Annotated in this window: 21 protein-coding genes; 12 read left to right on the top strand and 9 right to left on the bottom strand. The window is 64.4% G+C overall.

Annotated features, from left to right (window positions below; all coding sequences use genetic code 11):
* The first annotated feature begins 38 nt into the window (after window positions 1–38).
* The 3 genes from AC1RWL_RS01500 to AC1RWL_RS01490 are packed head-to-tail and all read left to right on the top strand — an operon-like array spanning window position 39 to window position 2,486.
* Window positions 39–905 carry an ABC transporter permease gene (locus AC1RWL_RS01500; protein WP_493093564.1) on the top strand — a complete coding sequence of 289 codons (867 nt, stop codon included), beginning with the start codon at window positions 39–41 and terminating at the stop codon, window positions 903–905.
* Between the two features lie 10 nt (window positions 906–915).
* Window positions 916–1,713, top strand: a complete 798-nt coding sequence (locus tag AC1RWL_RS01495; protein ID WP_493093565.1) for an ABC transporter permease — start codon at window positions 916–918, stop codon at window positions 1,711–1,713.
* Window positions 1,698–2,486 (top strand): ABC transporter ATP-binding protein, encoded by a 789-nt coding sequence (locus AC1RWL_RS01490; RefSeq protein WP_439623617.1) that lies wholly within the window; start codon window positions 1,698–1,700, stop codon window positions 2,484–2,486. Before AC1RWL_RS01495 ends, AC1RWL_RS01490 begins: the two co-directional genes overlap by 16 nt.
* Before the next feature lie 11 nt (window positions 2,487–2,497).
* On the opposite strand, the gene AC1RWL_RS01485 is transcribed toward AC1RWL_RS01490, so the two are convergent.
* The 5 genes from AC1RWL_RS01485 to AC1RWL_RS01465 form a co-directional block, all read right to left on the bottom strand.
* Window positions 2,498–2,845 carry a hypothetical protein gene (locus AC1RWL_RS01485; RefSeq protein ID WP_493093566.1) on the bottom strand — a complete coding sequence of 116 codons (348 nt, stop codon included), beginning with the start codon at window positions 2,843–2,845 and terminating at the stop codon, window positions 2,498–2,500.
* Between the two features lie 102 nt (window positions 2,846–2,947).
* Window positions 2,948–5,002: a prolyl oligopeptidase family serine peptidase gene (locus tag AC1RWL_RS01480; RefSeq protein ID WP_493093567.1), complete on the bottom strand. Its 2,055-nt coding sequence runs from the start codon at window positions 5,000–5,002 to the stop codon at window positions 2,948–2,950.
* Window positions 5,003–5,202: 200 nt separating this feature from the next.
* Window positions 5,203–5,784 carry a TetR/AcrR family transcriptional regulator gene (locus AC1RWL_RS01475; protein WP_493158260.1) on the bottom strand — a complete coding sequence of 194 codons (582 nt, stop codon included), beginning with the start codon at window positions 5,782–5,784 and terminating at the stop codon, window positions 5,203–5,205.
* A 141-nt stretch (window positions 5,785–5,925) separates the two neighbouring features.
* Window positions 5,926–6,177 (bottom strand): DUF1488 family protein, encoded by a 252-nt coding sequence (locus AC1RWL_RS01470; RefSeq protein WP_435269251.1) that lies wholly within the window; start codon window positions 6,175–6,177, stop codon window positions 5,926–5,928.
* A 292-nt stretch (window positions 6,178–6,469) separates the two neighbouring features.
* Window positions 6,470–7,255 (bottom strand): ABC transporter permease, encoded by a 786-nt coding sequence (locus AC1RWL_RS01465; protein ID WP_493093568.1) that lies wholly within the window; start codon window positions 7,253–7,255, stop codon window positions 6,470–6,472.
* Window positions 7,256–7,367: 112 nt separating this feature from the next.
* On the opposite strand from AC1RWL_RS01465, the gene AC1RWL_RS01460 reads away from it, so the two are divergent.
* Together AC1RWL_RS01460 and AC1RWL_RS01455 are read left to right on the top strand one after the other, a co-directional pair.
* Window positions 7,368–9,464: a 4Fe-4S binding protein gene (locus AC1RWL_RS01460; protein ID WP_493093569.1), complete on the top strand. Its 2,097-nt coding sequence runs from the start codon at window positions 7,368–7,370 to the stop codon at window positions 9,462–9,464.
* Window positions 9,461–10,336 (top strand): FAD:protein FMN transferase, encoded by an 876-nt coding sequence (locus AC1RWL_RS01455; RefSeq protein WP_493093570.1) that lies wholly within the window; start codon window positions 9,461–9,463, stop codon window positions 10,334–10,336. Before AC1RWL_RS01460 ends, AC1RWL_RS01455 begins: the two co-directional genes overlap by 4 nt.
* 2 nt (window positions 10,337–10,338) lie before the next feature.
* On the opposite strand, the gene AC1RWL_RS01450 is transcribed toward AC1RWL_RS01455, so the two are convergent.
* Both AC1RWL_RS01450 and pedF read right to left on the bottom strand, forming a co-directional pair.
* Window positions 10,339–11,235, bottom strand: coding sequence for a substrate-binding periplasmic protein (locus tag AC1RWL_RS01450; RefSeq protein WP_493093571.1), 897 nt, complete (start codon window positions 11,233–11,235; stop codon window positions 10,339–10,341).
* Between the two features lie 6 nt (window positions 11,236–11,241).
* Window positions 11,242–11,928: a cytochrome c-550 PedF gene (gene pedF, locus AC1RWL_RS01445; RefSeq protein WP_160862047.1), complete on the bottom strand. Its 687-nt coding sequence runs from the start codon at window positions 11,926–11,928 to the stop codon at window positions 11,242–11,244.
* A 245-nt stretch (window positions 11,929–12,173) separates the two neighbouring features.
* Between pedF and AC1RWL_RS01440 the strand changes: the two genes are divergently transcribed.
* Genes AC1RWL_RS01440 through AC1RWL_RS01415 form a run of 6 tightly spaced genes read left to right on the top strand, consistent with a single transcriptional unit; the run spans window position 12,174 to window position 16,845 of the window.
* On the top strand, window positions 12,174–13,265 hold the full coding sequence (locus tag AC1RWL_RS01440) for an ABC transporter substrate-binding protein (RefSeq protein WP_493093572.1): 1,092 nt from the start codon (window positions 12,174–12,176) through the stop codon (window positions 13,263–13,265).
* 1 nt (window position 13,266) lies between these two features.
* Complete coding sequence (locus AC1RWL_RS01435) at window positions 13,267–14,232, top strand: YVTN family beta-propeller repeat protein (RefSeq protein ID WP_493093573.1); 966 nt, start codon at window positions 13,267–13,269, stop codon at window positions 14,230–14,232.
* 21 nt (window positions 14,233–14,253) lie between these two features.
* Window positions 14,254–14,712, top strand: coding sequence for a cupredoxin domain-containing protein (locus AC1RWL_RS01430; RefSeq protein ID WP_493093574.1), 459 nt, complete (start codon window positions 14,254–14,256; stop codon window positions 14,710–14,712).
* 7 nt (window positions 14,713–14,719) lie between these two features.
* Window positions 14,720–15,433, top strand: coding sequence for an ABC transporter ATP-binding protein (locus AC1RWL_RS01425; protein ID WP_493093575.1), 714 nt, complete (start codon window positions 14,720–14,722; stop codon window positions 15,431–15,433).
* The gene (locus AC1RWL_RS01420) at window positions 15,430–16,272 is read left to right on the top strand and encodes an ABC transporter permease (protein WP_493093576.1); all 843 of its coding nucleotides are present in this window, start codon (window positions 15,430–15,432) and stop codon (window positions 16,270–16,272) included. The genes AC1RWL_RS01425 and AC1RWL_RS01420 overlap by 4 nt, the downstream gene beginning before the upstream one ends.
* A gap of 24 nt (window positions 16,273–16,296) precedes the next feature.
* On the top strand, window positions 16,297–16,845 hold the full coding sequence (locus AC1RWL_RS01415) for a tetratricopeptide repeat protein (RefSeq protein WP_493093577.1): 549 nt from the start codon (window positions 16,297–16,299) through the stop codon (window positions 16,843–16,845).
* Here AC1RWL_RS01415 and AC1RWL_RS01410 read toward each other — a convergent pair.
* Together AC1RWL_RS01410 and AC1RWL_RS01405 are read right to left on the bottom strand one after the other, a co-directional pair.
* A complete protein-coding gene (locus tag AC1RWL_RS01410; RefSeq protein WP_493093578.1) occupies window positions 16,785–17,465 on the bottom strand; it encodes an ABC transporter ATP-binding protein in 681 nt (226 codons plus the stop codon). The genes AC1RWL_RS01415 and AC1RWL_RS01410 overlap by 61 nt on opposite strands.
* Window positions 17,437–18,411 carry an ABC transporter substrate-binding protein gene (locus AC1RWL_RS01405; protein ID WP_493093579.1) on the bottom strand — a complete coding sequence of 325 codons (975 nt, stop codon included), beginning with the start codon at window positions 18,409–18,411 and terminating at the stop codon, window positions 17,437–17,439. The genes AC1RWL_RS01410 and AC1RWL_RS01405 overlap by 29 nt, the downstream gene beginning before the upstream one ends.
* 191 nt (window positions 18,412–18,602) lie before the next feature.
* On the opposite strand from AC1RWL_RS01405, the gene AC1RWL_RS01400 reads away from it, so the two are divergent.
* Complete coding sequence (locus AC1RWL_RS01400; protein WP_256115325.1) at window positions 18,603–20,369, top strand: PQQ-dependent methanol/ethanol family dehydrogenase; 1,767 nt, start codon at window positions 18,603–18,605, stop codon at window positions 20,367–20,369.
* The last annotated feature ends 80 nt before the right edge of the window (window positions 20,370–20,449 follow it).

Here is a 20,449-nt window from a genome sequence, read left to right as displayed (position 1 = left end):
GCTTCGCCCGGCCTTGCCGGCGGAAGGAAGGAGATAGAATGTCCGATGTGACTTTCAAAACCGCAGGATCGATCGCCGTAGCACCTTTCGACAGGGCGGCCGGCAAAGCTTCCTCGCATCCTGCCGCAGCCTTCCGGCTGCCGCGATGGGCCAAGCTGTTTCTGCTGGGGATCGTGCCGCCGATAGCACTTCTGGGGCTCTGGTCCTATGCCGTGCATCAGGAATGGCTGGCCGAGCAGATCCTTCCCGATCCACGGCTCGTCTACGAAACCACGCTCGACCTTCTGGTGACGGGACAGCTCCCGGCCGAGCTGCTCGTCAGCCTAGGGCGCGTCGCAGCCGGACTGGCGCTCGGAGGCGGGCTCGGCCTGCTCTTCGGGCTCGGCTTCGGACTTTTCCGCACGCTGGATATCTATGTGGCCCCGACGGTGCGGGCCATCTGCCTGGTGCCATCGCTCGGCTGGCTTCCCTTCTTCATGCTGGTTTTCGGCATCGGCGAAGGGCTGAAGATCGTTCTCATCGCCAAGACATGTTTCCTGCCTTTGATGGTGGGTGCCTATGAGGGGATCCGCAACCGCCCGCGCAAATACGATGACGTCTCCCGCGCGCTGGAATTCTCCTGGTTTGCCCGCGTGCGGCTGGTTGTGTGGCCCTCCATCCTGCCGTCGATCCTCACCGGTGTGCGCCAGGCGATGAGCCGCGGCTGGAAGGTGCTGATCCTTGTCGAGATGATCTCTTCCGCTGCAGGCCTCGGTTATCTGATGATGTGGGGGCGCAAGGCCTTCCAGCTCGACGTGGTCTTCGCCACCATGATCGTCATCGGTCTCGTCGGCTGGGCGCTCGATCATGCCCTGACACGTTTCCAGCATCGCACGACGCTCTGGTCGTTCAAGGCAGCGGTCTAGGAACATGGCGATGACGACGTCCACCCCCACCATTTCGCGCCCGGGACTGATCTGGCGGGCGCTCGTGCTGCCGGTGGCCCTCATCGTTCTCTGGAACCTGCTCGATGCCTTCGGCGCATTGAACAGCGATATCCTCGTCTCGCCCGGCAAGGTCCTCGTCACGGCTTACGAAGGTTTTGCCGACGGCTCTCTTCCGGGCGCCGCGTTTGCGACGCTGCTCCGCGCACTCACCGGCTGGGTGATCGGCGCGACGCTCGGGCTGGCTGCCGGCGTGCTGCTCGGATTGTCCGGCGTCGCACGCGGCCTTTTCGATCCGTCGATTTCCAGCCTGCGGCAGATCGCGCTCTTCGCCTGGATCCCGCTGCTCAGCGCTTGGCTCGGCAACGGCGAGGCCATGAAGATCACGCTGATCGCCCTCGGCGCGTTTTTCCCGATGGCGCTCGGCGCACAGGCGGGCTGCCAGAACGTGCCGGCGCCCTACCGCGAGGTGGGGCGCGTGGTGGAGCTCGACCGCCGCGCGATGTTGACCAAGATCATCTTCCCCGCCGCCGTGCCCTCCATTCTTGCCGGAACGGAGCTCTCGCTCAACATCGCATGGCTCGGCACGTTCGGCGCCGAATATCTGATCGGCACGGGCTATATCAACGGCATGGGAGACGGCCTCGGCGCCTATCTCGCTGCCGCGCGCGAATATGCGCGCATGGACCAGGTCCTGCTCGGGGTACTTTTCCTTGCCCTTATCGGGATTGCTCTCGACCGGTTCGTCCTCGGCCTCTCAAGGAGACTCGTACCATGGCGGATGCCCTGACCCTTTCGCGACCCAAGGCGGCACAGGCCGGCTCGGTCAATATCCTGGATGTCTCGAAGACGTTCCATGTCGATGACCGCACTGTGCATGCGCTGGACAATGTGTCGCTTGCCATCGAACCCGGCGAGTTCATCAGCATCGTCGGACCCAGCGGCTGCGGCAAGTCCACGCTCCTGCGCTTCCTGGCCGGCCTCGACCTGCCGGACAGCGGCCGCATATTGGTCGATGGCGAAAAGATCGACCGGCCGAGCCTCAAACGCGGCATCGTCTTCCAGGACCATCGCCTGCTGCCCTGGTTCGACGTGGAGACGAACATCGCCGTCAGCCTTCACAGCGTCGCAGGCCCGGAGGCGGAAAAGCGGAAGCGCGTGCAGTATCTGATCGATCTCGTCGGCCTCACCGGCTTCGAGAAAGCCCTACCCCATGAACTGTCGGGCGGCATGTCGCAGCGCGCGGCGATCGCCCGCGGGCTGGCGCCACGGCCGCCGCTGATGCTGCTGGACGAACCTCTCGGCGCCCTCGATTCCCTGACACGCAGCCATCTGCAAGACGAGCTTCTCGCCATATGGGAGCGCGAAAAGAGCACTGTCGTCATGGTGACGCATGACGTGGAAGAAGCGATCTACCTGTCCGATCGCGTGGTGGTGATGGAGCCACGTCCCGGGCGCATCGCCAGTATCTTCGACATCACCAGCGAGCGGCCGCGCCATCGCGACGATCCCGATTTCGTCGCCGTCCGGCGCGAGATCACGAACCTCCTCGCGAAACGCTAGGCGAGATTGCCCTAAGGAAGCTCGCGCGGATAGGGCTCGATATCGACCCCCCAATAGTGTTTCGCGATATTCTGGCTGTTTCGGATGACGTCGACTGCGATGCGAGGATCGCCGCCTTCAAGAGTATCCGGATTTGCGCCGCACATCACACAATACATGTGTTGATGCAGAACGGCGGCGAAATACTCATAGGGCGGCGCGTGTTCCGGAGATCCCACGCGCTGCATCTCTTCGACCGCCTGTGTCGTGGCAGCCTCCAGGGCTTTGAGAACCGTATCGGTCATGGACTGCTTGGCGCGTTCGATGATATCGACGACTTGCCGTTCGGCAGGCGTCAGGACGGGGCAACTCTTCGTCATGCGACGTCTCTCCTTAAGTTCTCACGGCGCGCCTCTCCAGCGACCACCTGAGGTCCCTGGAGAGGTCAGCATTGCTCTTCGGCCGAATTCTGTCGAAACCGGTTACGTCCGCGTCTCTATTTCAAGTCCTGTCCATCGGGCCGCGAAGGCCCACATGTCGGCAAATTCCTCGATCATCTTGTCGGTTGGTTTTCCGGCGCCGTGGCCGGCGCGGGTATCGACGCGCAACAGGCGCGGACGAGCGCCGAGATCGGCCGCCTGCAAGGCTGCGACATATTTGAAGCTGTGACCCGGGACGACGCGGTCGTCGGTATCTGCCGTCGTCACGAGGATTGCCGGATACGCTCCGGTCGCGTGGATCGTGTGATAGGGCGAGTAGGACAGGAGATTGCGGAAATCGCTCTCCTTCGCCGGGTCTCCGAAGTCCTGCATCCACAACTGCCCGCCGGTGAAGCGGTGGAAGCGCAGCATGTCCATCACGCCGACGCCGGGAAGGGCGGCCGCGAAGAGGTCCGGCCGCTGGTTGACCACGGCGCCGACCAGAAGACCGCCATTCGACTCGCCCTGGATGGCGAGACCGTCAGGCGATGTTATGCCTTCAGCCTTCAGATATTCGCCGGCCGCGATGAAATCGTCGAAGACGTTCTGCTTGTTCTCGCGACGCCCCGCATCGTGCCAGGACTTGCCGTACTCCCCACCACCCCGGATGCTGGCGACGGCGAAGACGCCGCCTTGCTCCACCCAGGCCAACGAGGCAGGCGAGTAGAAGGGAATCATGCTGATGGCAAAACCCCCATAGCCATACAGCAGGGTCGGCGCGGGACCGGTGACGTCTTTGCGTCGGACGATGAACATGGGCACCTTCGTGCCGTCCTTCGAGGCATAGAAGCGCTGCTCGACGACGATGCGATCGAGGTCGATTGCCACCTTCGGCTCCGCCCAAGCAGACTTTGTATTCGTGGCCACGTCGTAGCGGTAGATCGTGGTGGGCGCGTTGTGGCTGGTGAAGACGAAGAAGGCTTCGTCATCCGCCGCACGTCCATGAAACCCTCCGGCGCTGCCAATGCCGGGAAGGTCGATGACGCCATCCGGCGTTCCGTCGAGCTTGAAACGCTCGATCTTCGTCTTGGCATCGACGAAATAGCAGACGATGAGCCGGCCGCCGAGCAGGGATGCGCTGCTCAGGACCGCATCGTTCTCCGCGACAATGTCGGTAAAGTCGGGCTGTGCGTCACCGAGGTCCAGCGCCACGATCTTCCCGCGCTCCGCGCCCTTCTGCGTGGTGAGAAAGAGCTTCGTCCCGACATTTCCGACAACGGACCAGTAGTGCTCGAAATCCTCGACGATAGCGTGGGGCTTCCAATCCTCGCCCGTCAGGTCCAACACCGTCAGCGCGCTGCCGCCGGAGCCGGGCGAGGAGTAGATGATGACATAGCGGCCATCCTCGGTGACGCCGGCAAAATGAAGGAGATGTGGCTGCTCGGGCGTAGCGTAGACGAGCCGGTCGTGGGACTGGGGCGTTCCGAGCGCGTGGAAATAGACCGCATGCCCTGCGACGGTCGCCTCGAAAACCTTTCCCGTTTCCGGTTCGGGAAAGCGGGAGTAGAAGAAGCCCGTTCCGTCCGTCGCCCAGGAAATGGACGTAAACCGAACCCACGCGACCTCGTCCTCCAGCACCGCGCCGGTTTCGACGTCCAGGACGCGGATGGTTCGCCAGTCCGTTCCGCCCTCCTGCGTCGCGAAGGCGACCCGCGCGCCGTCCTCCGACGCCGACCACTCCGCCAGCGCGTTTGCGCCATCCTCCGACCAGCTATTGGGATCGATCAGCACACGGTCCTGCCCGTCCAAGCCTTCGCGCACGACAAGGGTCTCCTGGTTGGCGAGGCCGGAATTGCGGGTAAAGAAATAGCGGTTGCCTTTCTTGTCGGGAGCGGTGAGGCGCTCGAAATCGAACAGTTCGGTCAGCCGCGCATGAAAAACCTCCCGTCCGGGCAGGTCCGCAAGATGCGACCGGGTGATGCGGTTCTGTGCATCGATCCAGGCGGCGACGTCCGGATCGCGGCGGACGTCATTCTCCAGCCAGCGGTAGGGATCGGCTATTGTCGTGCCGAAGTGATTGTCGATGACATCGACGCGTTTGGTTTCGGGGTAGGTCAAAAGCGTATCCTCGTTAGCAAATGCAGAGCAGATCGATGGAGTCCACGGAAGTGTGGGCGGTCTTGCGTCTAAGTTTCGTTCAGGCAGCCGGAAGCGAGCCCGAAATGCCGGGCTTGATGGATCTTCAGCGTTGTTTCTCCGTTTTTCGGTGGTCTCGCGTCAGCCGTGGCGATACGAAACGGGTAAGCGCGCCAGGTGCCTCACTCGACGGGGTCGCAGATCGGCAGCGTGCTGGCCGCACGGATGGCAGAAGCGATCCTTTCGGTCACTTCGTCCAGTTCGAATTTCTGGCCCTTGTTGACTGCGGCCGAACTGATGTCTTCATCGACCAGCCGCATGGCCGCCATGGCAGTGGCCGCGCAGAGCTTCACCTCGAAGTCCTCGGGCGATCGGCCGATGCGCCTGGCGACGATCTGCGCAAACTCCACTTCCGCTTGGCTGCACGCCATCAACCAGGCCGATCTCAGCGCCGGCTCCTTTGGAAGCAGCGCGACGATCCGGGCTGCGGCAACGCCGTCGCGAACGGCCTGTTCGCCCTCGATAAACGACTTCATCGCAGCATAGAGGAAGGTCTCTATCGAAACGTCGCGCGGCCACTCCCGGAACAACGCGACAAATCGCAATTCCGTCACCAGAAGCAGCGGCTCGACGCAGGCTTCCTTCGAGCGGAAATAGCGCCACACCGTGCGTTTCGACACGCCTGAGGCTGCAGCGATGTCATCCCCGCTCGTGCCGTCCACACCGTGCCGCCAGAAAAGATCCGCCGCATGGCGTGAGACCAGTAACCGAGCTTCTTCCGTTTTCGAACGTTCGATCGCCGTCCCCCTGTCACTTAGTGCCAGATCGTTATGTCACTAAGTGACAGATCGCGCAAGAGAGGGGCGGGCTTTTTTATGCATGCCCGGCGGCGAACTGGTCGGCCATCAGCTGAAATCGGCGCGTGTCAGGACATAGATCGGCTTGCGAGCGCCGGAATAGGCGCGCCGCGCCGCCTGGTAGATGGAGACGCGGGCATCGTCGAAAGCCCTCAGGCAACCGGCTTCGGAGGTCGCGCCCGGAAAAAGGTCGGACCCGGCGAAAAACGAAATTTCGAACATGCCGTCGTGACCGATGAAGCGGATGCGCTTGCCGGCCTCTTCGTAGCTACGGCTTTGGTTTGGAAAACTGAGACTCATGAAAGCTCCTTGCGATAGGTGAATGGGCCATCTCCTCGACACGCAGTTTGCGCGTCGATCTGCGAAGAGGCTCCCAATCACCAAGTTGAGGGAAAGCGAAAAATCCGGATTTCTTATCGGACACAAAGAAATCGGCGAGTATTTTGGAGATCGATGGAAAAAATGAAGCTCAGAATTGCAGAATCCCATCGATACCGTGCGGCATCCGGAGCTTTAAAACCGAATTCAGCATATCACGGAAACGAAAATCCTGATTTTTATTTTTGAGAAAAGGATCCAGGCGGCAACCGCATCAAGGGCGTTGTCCTGCTTCACTTTTCCAGGCGACCGACCGCGCTTCCCACGGCTGAACGAGCGCGTGCTCCACGATCAGCATGACACCCACGAAGGCAAGGGAATAGGCGATCACATGCGCGGTCTGGAACTGCTGGAAATAGAGATGGATACGAAAGCCGATGCCGTTGGACCGGCCGAGGAATTCGACGACGAGGACGATCTTCCAGATGACGGCGATCCCGTTGCGCGCGGCGACGGCCAGCCACGGTGCGAGCTGCGGCAGGATGAGATGCCGAAGCCGCTCCCGGGGCGAAAGACGAGCGACGAATGCCAGGTCGTCGAGGGCCGGATCGAAGGACTTCACGCCCTGGCGCACGGTGACCATGACCATTGCCGTCTTGTTGAGGGTCACCGCAACGATCGCCGCTAGCTCGTTGAGGCCGATCCACAGATAGCAGAGCACGATCAGAACCAGCGCAGGCAGGTTCATGAAGATCGTCACCCACGGATCGGCCCAGCGATTGAGCGCCCTGTAGCGGCCGAGCAGGAAACCCAGCAGCGAGCCCGCCGCCATGGCAAGTCCGAAGGAGACGGCCACGCGCAAAAGCGTCGCCAGCAGTTCTTTCGGCAGCCGCCCGGCAACGATTTCCGACCAGAAGACCCGCGCCACCGCGACAGGCCCCGGCAGGACGGTCGGATCGGCTTTCAGCGCGGCGAGTGCTGCCCAGAAAAGACCGAACAGGCCGAGGGAAAGAAGGAACACGCTCCCCTGCAAGCGATCGTCGAGGCTCTTCTCAGACATGCGAATTCTCCCGGCCCGAATATAGCCGCCGAGGCCCTCGCCGGATCCGCGACCTTGGTCGTATGGCGGCCTTTCGCCTGGCGCGTAGAGATCGGGCTGGGAGGATCGCGCGATGAGACGACGCTTTGCCCTGCTGAGCTTTCTCGTTTTCAGCTTGCTCGCCTGCGCCGGGATGGCCAGCGCGGCACCGCTCGATCGTGACGCGCTTGCAGGCCTGATCGTGCCGCCCTACGCGCTCGGCGAGCCGGTGAATGAAAAGGGCGTCTGGACGCTGCTGAATTCCGGTGGCGCGGAGGCGGGTTACGTTTTCGAGACCGGTCCGCTGGCGCCGCTTCCGGGCTTTTCCGGCGCGCCCATCAACATGCTCGTGACGATCGACCGCGACGGCCGCTTTCTCGATGTACGTCTCATCGCGCACAACGAGCCGATCTTCGTTTCCGGCCTGGGGGAAGCCCCGCTGCGCGCGTTCCTCGAACAATATCGCGGCCATTCGATCCGGGAAGCGCTCGTCGTCGGCACACCGTATGGCGAGGCCGGGGGCGGCTCCGACCTCGTCTATCTCGATGGGGTGACGAAGGCCACGGCCTCCGTTCGCATCGCACACGAATCGATCCTCGCCGCAACGCTCGCCGTCGCGCGCGAGAAGATGCAGGGCGTAGCAAGCGGTCCGCCGGTACACCCCGATCCATCGATAGACGAAACGCTCGACTGGGCGGAACTGGTCAAGCGAGGGCTGGCCCGCAACCTGAAGGTAACCAACGCCGAACTCGACGACGGCTTCAAGGCGACGATCTGGGCGCGCGACGATCCCGAGGCGGCGAACGACCCGCAAGGCCTGTTCCTCGATCTGTGGGTGGTCGATATCGGTCCGCCGTCCATCGCCCGGGCCGTCCTGAGCGAGGAGAGTTTCGCCGATCTTCAACGCCTGCTGCGCGTATCGCCGGACGACGAGCCCATGCTCATCATCGATGGCGGCCGCCACGGGCTGGTGTCGGCGGACTTCGTGCGCAACACCGCGCCGGACCGGCTTGCGGCCGTGCAGGACGGCCTGCCGGTCGCCCTTCGCGATGCCGACATGATGGTGGAGACGCGGCGGGATGTGCCGCAGGGCACGACGATGATCCTGAGGATCGACCGGCGCCTCGGTTTCGACCCCACCCGCGACTGGACGCTCTCCGCCCAGGCCGTGCGCGCCCACGGCATGCTGAAGCCGGAAATGGGCTCGGTCCATTTTCCGCTCGCCTTGAAGGCTGACCCCGCTTTCTTCCTGCGCCCGGAAACGTCAAAGGCGCTGCCGCCCTGGCAGGCCGCGATCGTCGATCGAAAATGGGATGTTGCGGGGCTCGGCATCCTGCTTGCGGGATTGCTCGGCGCAGTCGGCCCCGGCATGCACCGGCTCGCCGCGCCGACGGTGCTGCGCCCGGCACGGCTGGCCTTTCTGGGCCTGATGATCGGCTTCGTGGGCTGGTGGGGCCAGGGCCAGCTTTCGATCGTCACGCCGCTCGCGGCACTCCGGGCCGCAAACGGCGGCGGCAGCCTGGCGGTCCTGCTTTACGATCCCTTCTCCCTGATGATCTGGGGCGCCGCCATACTCGGATTTGTCCTGTGGGGACGCGGCCTCTTCTGCGGATGGCTCTGCCCGTTCGGCGCCATGCAGGAATTCGCCCACCATGCCGGCCGCCTGCTTCGACTACCACAATGGAACCCCTCACCGCTCTGGGACAGGCGGCTGAAGGCTGGAGCATGGATTTCGCTCGCCGGCCTGGTCGCCGTCACCTTTCTCGCACCCGAAAAAATTGAAACCGCAGCCGAGATCGAGCCCTTCAAGACGGCGGTGACCACGCTCTTCCAGCGCGAATGGTACTACGTCGCCTATGCCGTCTTCTGGCTGCTTCTCGCGGCAACGACCTTCAAGGGCTTCTGCCGTTATGTCTGCCCTCTCGGCGCGGTCATGGCGCTCGGCGGCCTGTTGCGCACCCGCTCCTGGATACCCCGCCGCGCCGAATGCGGTTCGCCCTGTCAGCTCTGCCGGGTGCGCTGCCCCTACGGCGCCATCCGCAAGACGGGCGAGATCGCCTACAGCGAGTGTTTCCAGTGTCTCGACTGCGTTTCGATCCACGATGACGCGCGGCAATGCGTACCGTTGGTGCTGGCGCAACGAAAGCGCCCGCCAATTCAGGCGCTTGCCCAGGTGAAGGCATCAGCATGAAGCGACGGCGGTTCCTCTTCATCGCCGCGGCGGCTGCGTTTTCCAGCGCCGCGCGCGCTGAAAACACGACCTGGCAGGCAGACATGCTTGGCGGCACGGTACGGGTGGATCTGCGCGGTCCGCGCGGCCTTGCGCAGCATATCGCCGGACGGATCGGCAGCACGATTGCCGAGGTCGAGGCAGCGGCCAGCCTGTTCAAAACCAGTTCCGCCCTGAGCAGGCTGAATGCCGCGGGCCATCTGGACGATCCGCCGCCTGCGCTTCTCGATCTCCTCCGCCTGGCCAACCAGGTCCATGAGGCAACGGCCGGTCGTTTCGACCCGACGGTGCAGCCCCTCTGGCGTGCGCTTGCCGAGGGGCGCGATACCACCGAAGCACAGGCCGCGATCGGTTGGGAGCGGGTGCGCATCGGACCATCCGTCCAGCTTGCTCCCGGCCAAGCGCTGACCTTGAACGGCATCGCGCAGGGCTACGCGGCTGATCGGGTCCGCCGCCTGCTGCTGGCGGAAGCCTATGCGCAGGCCCTCGTGGACATGGGGGAGTTTGCCGCCATTGGCGGCCCGTTCAGCGTAGCCGTGGAAGATCCGGCCCTGGGCCAGATCGCCACACGTCGCCTCGCCGGCAACGCCATCGCGACATCAAGCCCTTCGGCCATGATGCTTGGCACGGGCTTCCACATTCTCGGACCCCATGGTGAGCGACCCTGCTGGTCGACCATCTCGGTGGAGGCAGAAAGTGCCGCCATGGCGGACGGCTTTTCGACCGCCTTCTGCCTGATGACACGCGATGAGATCCGCGCGACCCTGCGCGGTGTTCACGGCATTACGCGCGTCACCGCCGTCGATGAGGCGGACGATGTTTTAACCTTCTGAGACTATCGTTCCGGCGGCGTGAAGGTCAGGCCATGCGCCGCGAAAACCCGCGCGATTTCCCCGTCGGCAAGCGCCTTTTCGATCGCCTCGTCGACGGCATAGGCGAGGTCCTTGTGCTGGAAATTCACACCCACGCCGATCGTCCAGCTTCCACGCGCAAAGCCGACAAGCGGCGGAGAATGGACCTTCAGCCCGGCATGCGGATGGCGCACGAGACCGGCTTCCAGCTCCGCGCGAGGCCCCATCGCCGCCTTGGTGTCGCCGTCCGCCAAGCCGTCCATCGCCGCTGCGGTCGAGCGATAGCGATGGATCTTGTCCACCGGGCCGATCAGGGACGTGAGGTAAAAGTCCGAGATGGCGTCGTTTTCGACCGCCACCGCGTCGAACCGGAAGAAGGGCGGGGTCGGCGCCTTCTCTTCGTAGTCGGACGCACGATAGGCGATGGCGATGCTTTCCCTGGCGTATTTCCCGGTAAAGCTCACCTGCTCGATGCGGCAGACGAGCGCGCTGTCATAGGGCACATGCAGCATTACGTCGCTGACGCGACCACCAACGGCGGCGCCCTTCCAGACATAGTTCAGCAGATCGGCTTCGAGATTCTCGCCGGCCGCAACAAGGCGGAATTTCGCCTCGACGCCGAGGGCCTTCGCAACCAGCCGGCCGATCTCGATATCCACGCCGACAGCCTTGCCCTTCTCTTCATAGGACCAGGGGGCATAGTTCTCGTATACGGCGAACTCGATCCAGCCGTCCTCGATGATCCGGTCGAATTCGCGCCCGACATCCTGCGCGAAGGTGTTCTGCGGCTTGGCCTGGGGCACGTAGTCCTCGCAACGCGCGAAAGCGCCGCCCGGAAGGGCGACGCCGAGGACCATGGCCAGAAGTGTACGGCGCAGCATGGCGTGTTACTGCGTGGCCGAAAGGCCGACCGTCAGAACCTCGGCCGCCTTCTTCCAGCTTTCCGGCTTGTCCGAGAGGATGCGCGCGGCCTCATAGGTGACGCTGTCGGCAACCGGCGCGCCGGAGGCCGTCTTCACTTCGGTCGCGATCGTCTCCAGTTCCTTCTTGATCGCGCCCGTATCGGCCACCTTGCCGCTGCCGAGTTCGTCGCGGATTTCATGGAGGCGCTTGGCGTGGGCGTCGAGCGCGCCGTCCTCCGGCCGTGTCTCTACATAGGTGCGGATCGCCCAGGCGGCCTTCTGGCCGAGAATGTCGCCGAAGGCCGGCATCTTGGTCGTGCCGTCCTGCGTATAACCGTGCCGGAAGCGCTCCACGAACCACTCGTCGCCGACTTCCTCCGCTTCCAGAAAGCGCAGGTCCGGCGCAAGCCCGCCGGACACCGCACCCAAGCCATGACAGCGCGCGCAGTTCTGCGTATAGCCGGAGGCACCGATCTCGACGGCCTTCAACCAAGCCTCATGGCCGATCTTCGCCTCGCGATAGGGGTTTTCGGTCAGCCACTCCTCGCCCACCTCGGGCAGCGCATCGGTATTGACCGGTTGCGGCGCGACATCGCCATGCGCAATCACCAGGCTCGTCGTCGCCATGAGAATGAATGCGGCGACCCCGCCGCGAATGATGTTGGCCGACATGCCGTCCTCCTTCGCATTTCCAACTGCGCATTTTGTAAGGCAGCACGGACGCGGCGCGATATGCGACCTAGGTCGCGGCGGCGCATGGCACCAAGGTCGTATTTCTAGCTTTTCCCCATAGCGACATGGTTGCTGCGGGAGGATGCGACATGCGGGAATGCTTCAAAGCGAGCCGGAAGGGCTTGTGGCTTGCGGCCGCGGCTTTCTGCTGGGCATCCCCTGCCGCAGCCGACATTGCCATATCGATGACCTATCTCCGCCAGGAGATGCAGGCGCCGCCGGTGCTTTCCAATCTCGACCCCATTCCGGAGGATCGCGGCATTGCCGGCGCCGAGGTGGCGCTGACCGACACCAAGACCACCGGCAGCTTCATGGGCCACGACTACAGCCTCGCATTGCTCTCGGTCGAATCCGATGGCGACTTCCTCGACGCTGCCCGCAAGGCGCTTGCCACGTCGAAAATCCTGTTCATCGACGCGCCGCCCGAAGGCATTCTCGCCGTGGCCGACCTGCCGGAAGCCAAGGATGCGCTGCTCTTCAACGTCTCTTCCGGCGCGCGGCGGCTGCGGGACGCCGACTGCCGCGCGAATGTGCTGCACACCATGGCGGAGGATGCCATGCGCACGGACGCGCTGATGCAGATGCTGAAGGCGCGGCGCTGGACCCGCACGGTGCTGATCGTCGGACCGAAGCCGGAGGACCGCGCCTTCGCCGACACGCTGCGCGCCTCCGCGCAAAAATTCGGCGTCGAAATCCTTGCCGCGAAGGACTGGACATTCGACACGGACCTGCGGCGGGCCGCCGGCCAGGAAATCCCCCTCTTCACCCAGGATTTTCCCGACCACGACATCCTGCTGATCGCCGACGAGGCCGATGATTTCGCGCGTTACGTTCAGGACAATACCTGGCTGCCGCGTCCGGTCGCGGGCTCGGATGGCCTGCGCGGCGAGGGCTGGGCGCCGGTGCTGGAACAATGGGCCGCCGTGCAGCTCCAGAACCGCTTCGAAAAGGCGGCCGGCCGCGAGATGGGCTCGCGCGATTACGCCGCCTGGACGGCGCTGCGCACCATCGGCGAGGCCGTCACACGAACCAATTCCGCCGATCCCGCCGTGCTGCGCACCTTCATCCTGTCCGAAAAATTCGCCCTCGACGGCTTCAAGGGCCGCAGCCTCACCTATCGCGACTGGGACGGCCAGTTGCGCCAGCCTATGGCGGTGGTCAATGCGCGCGCGCTGGTCGAACTCGCACCGCTCGACGGCTACCTGCACCAGACCAATGAAATGGACACGCTGGGCCTTGACCGGCCCGAAAGCACCTGCACCGCCTTTGGAGGATGAGATGAACATTCCGGCCCTGCTGATCGCGCCCATGCTGGCCGCCATGCCGCTTCCGGCAATGGCCGGCGAGATCTGGGTGACCAACGAGAAGGACGACACCATCTCCGTGATCGATACGCAGACGCTGGAAATGGTGCGCACCATCAAGACCGGCGAGCGGCCGCGCGGCATCACCTTCAATTCCGATCATAGCCGCGTCTATATCTGCGCCTCCGACAGCGACACGGTGCAGGTGATGGACCCCGCGACCGGCGAGATCCTGCACGACCTGCCCTCCGGCGAGGATCCCGAGCAGTTCGTGCTCGCTCCGGACGACAAGCATTTATGGATCGCCAACGAGGACGATGCCGTGACGACGGTCGTCGACGTCGAGACCCGGCAGGTCGTGGCGCAGGTCAATGTCGGCATCGAGCCGGAAGGCATGGCGGTCTCGCCGGATGGCAAGATCGTCATCACCACGTCGGAAACGACGAACATGGCGCACTGGATCGACACCGGCACCAAAAAGATCTTCGCCAACACGCTCGTCGATTCCCGTCCGCGCCATGCGGAGTTTGCCAAGGGCGGAACAGAGCTCTGGGTCTCGTCCGAAATCGGCGGCACGATCACCGTCTTCGACGTGGCCACGCAGGCGGAAAAAGCCAAGATCCGCTTCGAGATCACCGGCGTCAATGCCGACCTCGTCCAGCCCGTCGGCTTCGAGTTCACGCCGGACGGCAAGACCGCCTTCGTCGCCCTCGGCCCTGCCAACCATGTCGCGGTGATCGATGCCGATACGTTCGCGGTCAAGTCCTACGTGCTTGTCGGCCGGCGGGTCTGGCACCTCGCCTTCTCGCCGGACCACACGAAGCTTTTCACCACCAACGGCGTCTCGGGCGACGTGACCGTCATCGACGTCGCTTCGCTGGAACCCGTGAAATCCATCAAGGTCGGCCGCTTCCCCTGGGGCGCGGCGAGCCGGCCATAACAGTCGAAGAGGGAGGACATCATGAAAAGAGCAATCCTGGCCGCCATCGCGCTTATCGCCGTGCCGTTCGTGGCGCTGGCGGATGACGATGACGACAACAAGGCCGAAGCCAGCATGGGGCTTGCCGGCATCCTGTCCAAATCCAATCGCGAAACGCTGCCCGAACTCACCCTGTCGGCAGGCCAGCCGGTTGCCAAGGGGGCGCTGACGCTGAAATCCGGGAAATATTACACGCTGGAAATAAAGGCGGACGGCAGCCAGGAACTGGCGCTGGAGGGGGCCGGCTTCTTCCGCGCCGTCTGGGTCAACGAGATCGTCATCGAGGGCATCGAGATCCGGCCGCTCGGCGTCGATTCCATCGAATTCGACGAGGCGGGCGAAGCGGAGATCAGCTTCATCGCGATCAAGCCGGGCAGCTATCACCTCAAGGTGCCCGGCAGCACGGGCGATACGCAACAGGTCTCGATCACCATAGAATGAGCAGGACATGAGCGGCTTGACGGTAGAGGATATTAGCCACGACTGGGGCGCCCGGCGCGCCCTCGACGGCGTGTCCTTTACCGTCGAACGCGGCCGTTTCTGCGCCCTGCTCGGGCCGAACGGCGCCGGGAAATCGACGCTGTTCGGCATGCTCACGCGGCTCTTCACGCCACGCACGGGCCGCATCGCCATCGCCGGCCATGACATGGCCCGCGCGCCGCGCGCAGCCCTTGCCCGCATGGGCGTCGTGTTTCAGGCCTCGACGCTCGATCCGGACCTGACCGTCAGGCGCAACCTGCTTTACTTCGCAGCCCTGCACGGGCTTTCCGGGCGGGAGGCGGAGACGCGCGCCATGGCGGCGCTGGAAAGGCTCGGCATGGCGGAACGCGCGGAGGAGAAGGCCGCAAGGCTGAACGGCGGCCACCGCCGTCGCATGGAAATCGCGCGTGCCCTCATCCACCGGCCCGACGTGCTGCTGCTGGACGAGCCAACCGTCGGACTGGATGCAGCCTCGCGCGCCGGCATCACGCAGCATGTGCACGATCTGGCAGCAGGGGGGCTGACGGTGCTGTGGGCGACCCATCTGGTGGACGAGGTTCGTCCGCAGGACCGGCTCGTCATCCTTCACCACGGCCGGGTGCTGGCCGATGGCGAAGCCGGAGACATTGGCGGCACGGATTTGACCGGCCGATTTCTTGCGCTCACGGGAGATCGGCCATGACGGCGGAGGCATTTCCAACCGTGGCTTCTGCACCCACCGGCTTCTTCAGATCGCACCCTTTCATTGCGCTACGCGCGATCATCCATCGCGAGGCCCTGCGGTTTCTCGGTCAGCGCGGGCGGTTGATCGCAGCGCTTGTGCGGCCGCTGGTCTGGCTCTTCGTCTTCGCGGCCGGCTTCCGCGCAGCGCTCGGTCTCTCGATCACGCCACCCTACCAGACCTACATCACCTATGAGATCTATATCGTGCCCGGGCTGGTGGGCATGATCCTGCTGTTCAGCGGCATGCAATCCTCGTTAAGCCTTGTCTATGATCGCGAAATGGGATCGATGCGGCTGTTGCTGACGGCGCCGTTGCCGCGCTGGTGGCTGCTGTTCTGCCGGCTTCTCGCCGGCAGCCTGATCGCCATGCTGCAGGCCTATGCCTTCCTGGCGATCGCCGCACTCTATGGCATCCGTTTTCCCTGGCTCGGCTACCTGGCCGCAGCGCCCGCGATGGCTGCCAGCGCGATGATGCTGGGCGCGCTCGGGCTGCTCCTCTCCTCCTTCATTCGGCAGCTGGAAAACTTTGCCGGCGTGATGAACTTTGTCATCTTCCCGATGTTCTTCCTCTCCTCCGCGCTCTATCCGCTGTGGAAAATGGCCGAAGCCTCTCCAAGGCTGAGAGACCTGTGTGCGCTGAACCCTTTCACCCACGCCGTCGAGCTCATCCGCTTCGCGCTCTATGCGAAGGGCAACCTGACGGCGCTTGCCGTCACGCTCGCCGCTTTCGCCGTCTTCGGCCTCGTCGCCGTCTGGGGCTACGATCCAGCCCGCGGGCTTACCGCGCGCAAGGCCTGACCAGGGCCGCAAAGGAGAACTGCCATGCGCCTTGCCACCTTCGCCGCCGGCCTTCTGCTGATATGCGCCAACACCGCCCTGTCCCAGACGGAGACCGATGCGGGCGGCACGCTCAATCCGGAAGAACTGACGCTCAACCGCGTCATGAAGGACGTGGCGGAAGGGCGGACGAGCATGACCATCTGCGCGACCGGCTATTACGTCACCAAGTCGGGCCGCCACGAAATGGCGCGCGAACTTTTCGAGCGTTGCGCCGCAGCCGGCTGGACGCACGCCATGACCTGGATGTCCCAGCTCGACGACAACGGCCTTGGCGGCCCGGAAGACCCCGACACTGCGGCCGAGTGGGACCGCCGGGCAGCGGAGGCCGGCGATCCGATCGGCAAGCTGAACTACGGGCTCGACCTGATGCGCGGCCGCGGCGTCGCGGAAAACCGGGCGCTCGGCCGCCAGTATATCGACGAGGCGGCCCGCAGCGGTCTTCCCACCGCAAAGCGCCTGCGCGCCGCCGACTACGACCTCGATGTCGTGACGCCGGATGCCGACAACTGGAAATACGCCCCGGCCTTCTGATCCTCCTCGACGATCCGCGCGGGACGTCCCTCAAGCCGAAGGATGCGTCCGGCGAGCCGCTCCGCCTCCGCGCGGACATGGGTGACGAGCAGGGTCGCGCAGGGCCGCTTCGCGATCAGCCGCTCGAAAAGGCCCATCATTTCGCCGGCAAGCGCCGGGTCCAGGCTGACAAACGGCTCGTCCATCAGGAGAAGATCGGGCGCAGAGGCGAAGGCGCGCGCCAGCGACAGGCGCCGCTGCTGGCCAAGGGAAAGCATGCCGGGAAAGCGTTCGCCGAGACCTCGGAGTTCCACGGCCTCAAGCCAATGCCGCGCCTCTTCAGGGGAGATGCGCGCGACGATGGTGAGGTTTTCGATCGCGGTCCGCCAGGGCAGCAGCACCGGTTCCTGGAACACCATGGCAAGCCGCGCCGTGGCCTCCCGTCGCCCGCGAAAACCGCGATCGAGACCCGCGACAACGCGCAGCAGCGAGGTTTTCCCGACACCGGAAGGCCCGGTCAATGCCACCGTTTCGCCCGGTGCCAGCGAAAGCCTCATCGGGCCAAGCACACCACCCGGCCCGCCGCCTTGAAGGTCGAGCGTGAGGACGGGCTCAACTGCCGGGGTGGTGGAAGACGCCATCGGGCAGCTCTTTCAGGTCGCCGACCAGATCGGCACCGCCGAGCTCGGTCATGATGGCCAGCATGCGTGCGGCCGCTTTTTCATCCACCGCGCGCCTTTCCGGTGTGCCCGCGAGGAAGCCCGCCTTCAGCGCCTCGAATTCCGCATCGGTCTCCGCCCGCATCATCGGCCGGATACGCTCCCAGGCGGCCGGATCGGCGGCAAGCTTGTCCTTCGCCTGGCGCGAGGCGGTGGCGATCGCTTCGCCCAGTCCGGGATGGCTTTTCAGGATGTCGCCCCGCACCACATAGCCGATCAGCGGTGTTTCCGGATCGAGGCCGAGGGCTCGCGCGGCCTCGTCGACGCCGACCAGCGTGCGCATGCCCGCCGCCTGCATGCGTGCGCCAAAATTCCAGAAGTTCAGGGCGCCCTGCACCTCGCCGTCGAGGGCGGCCTTGTAGATCAGCGGCGGCGCGCCGAAGACCTGCTCGGTCGTGCCGGAAAGATCGAAATGCTCCACCTTCTGCGCATAGGCGCGCAGGATGAGCCAGCTCTTGTCGATCGGGCTGCCGGCGACGCCGATCTTCTGGCCCTTCAGGTCGGAAAGGCTTTTCGCCGTGCTGTCCGCCGGCACCATCAGGCCGCCGACCGCACGCGAATAGGGAATGAACACGACGTCGCGGCCGGCGGCCCGCTCCCGCGCCACCCAAAGCCAGTCGGAGACAATGACGTCCACCTCGCCTCCGGCAAGTGCAATCTGGGCCGCCGGAGCGCCGGCAATGTCCATCACCTCCATGGTAAAGCCGTTCGCCGTGTCGAAACCGTAGTGACGGATCGTATCGACTTCCCAGTTCACGGTGCCCGAAAGCTGGAGCGCGGCGCGCACGACGATCGGCTCTGCAAGCGCCGGCAGGCTGGACAGAACCGCGGCAAATGCTGCCGCGACGAGCGATTTCAGGACTGTCATGAGCTCTCCTCCCCTGCTTCCGCGATGCTATCCGCCTCCACCACGGCCCGATATACGACCTATTGGGGGTCCCCAAGGACACCCGGGTCCCGGCATTACGACCAAGGTCCAATTCATCCGTTGCAAGAGTAAGCAGATGATCCACGCCATGAAGCCCGCATCGATCTGCGGGCAGGGAGTGGGAGGATGCCATGAGGAGTCTCGTTCTGGCCGCGGTTGCGGCCATTGCCTGTGCGGGTGCCGTGCAGGCCGGCGTAACGGAGGAGGATCTCGCAAAGGACGCCGAAACCGCCGCCGACGTGCTGACCAACGGCATGGGGCGCGGCCTGCAGCGCTTCTCGCCGATGGAGACGCTGAACACGAAGAACGTCAAGAACCTGCTGCCGGCCTGGGCATTCTCGCTCGGTGGCGAGAAGCAGCGCGGCCAGGAAAGCCAGCCAATCATCTATGACGGCATGATGTACATTACCGGCTCCTACAGCCGCCTCTACGCCATCGACATCAAGACCGGCAAGGAAGTCTGGCAGTACGATGCCCGCCTGCCGGAAGGCATCCTGCCCTGTTGCGACGTGGTCAATCGCGGCGCGGCGATCTTCGGCGACAACATCTTTTTCGGCACGCTCGATGCCCGCCTCGTAGCGCTCAATCGCAAGACCGGCGATGTCGTCTGGAACAAGAAGATCGCCGATTACAAGGAGGGTTACAGCTACACCGCAGCCCCGCTGATCGTGAACGGCCTCGTCGTCACGGGCAATTCCGGCGGCGAATTCGGTGTCGTCGGCGAGGTGCAGGCGCGCAATGCCGAGACCGGCGAGCTTGTCTGGACCCGGCCCGTGATCGAAGGCCACATGGGTACCTTCAAGGGCAAGGAAAGCACGATGACCGGGACGCTGAACGCGACCTGGCCCGGCGATATGTGGAAGACCGGCGGCGGCGCGACCTGGCTCGGCGGCTCCTATGACGAAGACACGAAGACGCTCGTCTTCGGTGCCGGCAACCCCTCGCCCTGGAACAGCCACCTGCGCGGTGCCGGCAAGCCGGTGGACGGCAACAAGGGCGACAACCTCTATGCCGCCTCGCGTATCGGCATCGATCCGGAAAACGGCGAGATCAAGTGGCACTTCCAGACCACGCCGCGCGAAGGCTGGGATTTCGACGGCGTCAACGAAGTCGTGCCCTTCGTCGACAAGGACGGCAACAAGCGCTTCGCGACGGCCGACCGCAACGGCTTCTTCTACGTGCTGAACCGCGAGGACGGCAAGTTCGTCTCCGCCCATCCCTTCGTGAAGAACATCAGCTGGGCGAAGGGCATCGATGAGACGGGCCGCCCGATCTACAACGAGGACAACCGTCCGGGTGATGCCGCTGCTGCCGCCGATGGCGCAAAGGGCCAGCAGGTCTTCGCCGTTCCGTCGTTCCTCGGCGGCAAGAACTGGATGCCGATGGCCTACAGCCCGAAGACCGGCCTGTTCTACGTCCCCTCCAACGAATGGGGCATGGACATCTGGAACGAGCCGATCAGCTACAAGAAGGGTGCCGCCTATCTCGGCGCTGGCTTCACCATCAAGCCGCTCTTCGAGGACCATATCGGCAGCCTGAAGGCGATCGACCCCAATACGGGCGAGATCAAGTGGGAATACAAGAACGGCGCGCCTCTCTGGGGCGGCGCGATGACCACCGCCGGCGGCCTCGTCTTCTTCGGCACGCCCGAAGGCGATTTCGTCGCCCTCAACAACGAGACCGGCGAGGAACTCTGGAAGTTCCAGACCGGCTCCGGGATCGTCGGACAGCCGGTGACCTGGGAACAGGACGGCGAGCAATATGTCTCGGTGATTTCCGGCTGGGGCGGCGCGGTTCCGCTCTGGGGCGGCGAAGTGGCCAAGAAGGTCAACTATCTCAACCAGGGCGGCATGGTCTGGACCTTCCGCCTGCCAAAACAGCTCGCAGCGCTGGACTGAGACGACAAGCCGGGCGGAAACGCCCGGCTTCCTGCTTTCTGCGCGGGCCAACAAGGCCGATGAAGACGGACGAAATCAAT

This window comes from Shinella sp. GW821-FHT10F02 (assembly GCF_058809275.1).
This window is presented reverse-complemented; position numbering and strand designations above follow the sequence as displayed.

Excerpts from the sequence above, each read along its gene's own strand:
- AC1RWL_RS01500 (WP_493093564.1), top strand. The coding sequence starts at position 39 with ATGTCCGATGTGACTTTCAAAACCGCAGGATCGATCGCCGTAGCACCT.
- AC1RWL_RS01495 (WP_493093565.1), top strand. The coding sequence starts at position 916 with ATGACGACGTCCACCCCCACCATTTCGCGCCCGGGACTGATCTGGCGG.
- AC1RWL_RS01490 (WP_439623617.1), top strand. The coding sequence starts at position 1,698 with ATGGCGGATGCCCTGACCCTTTCGCGACCCAAGGCGGCACAGGCCGGC.
- AC1RWL_RS01485 (WP_493093566.1), bottom strand. The coding sequence starts at position 2,845 with ATGACGAAGAGTTGCCCCGTCCTGACGCCTGCCGAACGGCAAGTCGTC.
- AC1RWL_RS01470 (WP_435269251.1), bottom strand. The coding sequence starts at position 6,177 with ATGAGTCTCAGTTTTCCAAACCAAAGCCGTAGCTACGAAGAGGCCGGC.
- AC1RWL_RS01465 (WP_493093568.1), bottom strand. The coding sequence starts at position 7,255 with ATGTCTGAGAAGAGCCTCGACGATCGCTTGCAGGGGAGCGTGTTCCTT.
- AC1RWL_RS01460 (WP_493093569.1), top strand. The coding sequence starts at position 7,368 with ATGAGACGACGCTTTGCCCTGCTGAGCTTTCTCGTTTTCAGCTTGCTC.
- AC1RWL_RS01455 (WP_493093570.1), top strand. The coding sequence starts at position 9,461 with ATGAAGCGACGGCGGTTCCTCTTCATCGCCGCGGCGGCTGCGTTTTCC.
- AC1RWL_RS01450 (WP_493093571.1), bottom strand. The coding sequence starts at position 11,235 with ATGCTGCGCCGTACACTTCTGGCCATGGTCCTCGGCGTCGCCCTTCCG.
- pedF (WP_160862047.1), bottom strand. The coding sequence starts at position 11,928 with ATGTCGGCCAACATCATTCGCGGCGGGGTCGCCGCATTCATTCTCATG.
- AC1RWL_RS01440 (WP_493093572.1), top strand. The coding sequence starts at position 12,174 with ATGACCTATCTCCGCCAGGAGATGCAGGCGCCGCCGGTGCTTTCCAAT.
- AC1RWL_RS01435 (WP_493093573.1), top strand. The coding sequence starts at position 13,267 with ATGAACATTCCGGCCCTGCTGATCGCGCCCATGCTGGCCGCCATGCCG.
- AC1RWL_RS01430 (WP_493093574.1), top strand. The coding sequence starts at position 14,254 with ATGAAAAGAGCAATCCTGGCCGCCATCGCGCTTATCGCCGTGCCGTTC.
- AC1RWL_RS01425 (WP_493093575.1), top strand. The coding sequence starts at position 14,720 with ATGAGCGGCTTGACGGTAGAGGATATTAGCCACGACTGGGGCGCCCGG.
- AC1RWL_RS01420 (WP_493093576.1), top strand. The coding sequence starts at position 15,430 with ATGACGGCGGAGGCATTTCCAACCGTGGCTTCTGCACCCACCGGCTTC.
- AC1RWL_RS01415 (WP_493093577.1), top strand. The coding sequence starts at position 16,297 with ATGCGCCTTGCCACCTTCGCCGCCGGCCTTCTGCTGATATGCGCCAAC.
- AC1RWL_RS01410 (WP_493093578.1), bottom strand. The coding sequence starts at position 17,465 with ATGGCGTCTTCCACCACCCCGGCAGTTGAGCCCGTCCTCACGCTCGAC.
- AC1RWL_RS01405 (WP_493093579.1), bottom strand. The coding sequence starts at position 18,411 with ATGACAGTCCTGAAATCGCTCGTCGCGGCAGCATTTGCCGCGGTTCTG.
- AC1RWL_RS01400 (WP_256115325.1), top strand. The coding sequence starts at position 18,603 with ATGAGGAGTCTCGTTCTGGCCGCGGTTGCGGCCATTGCCTGTGCGGGT.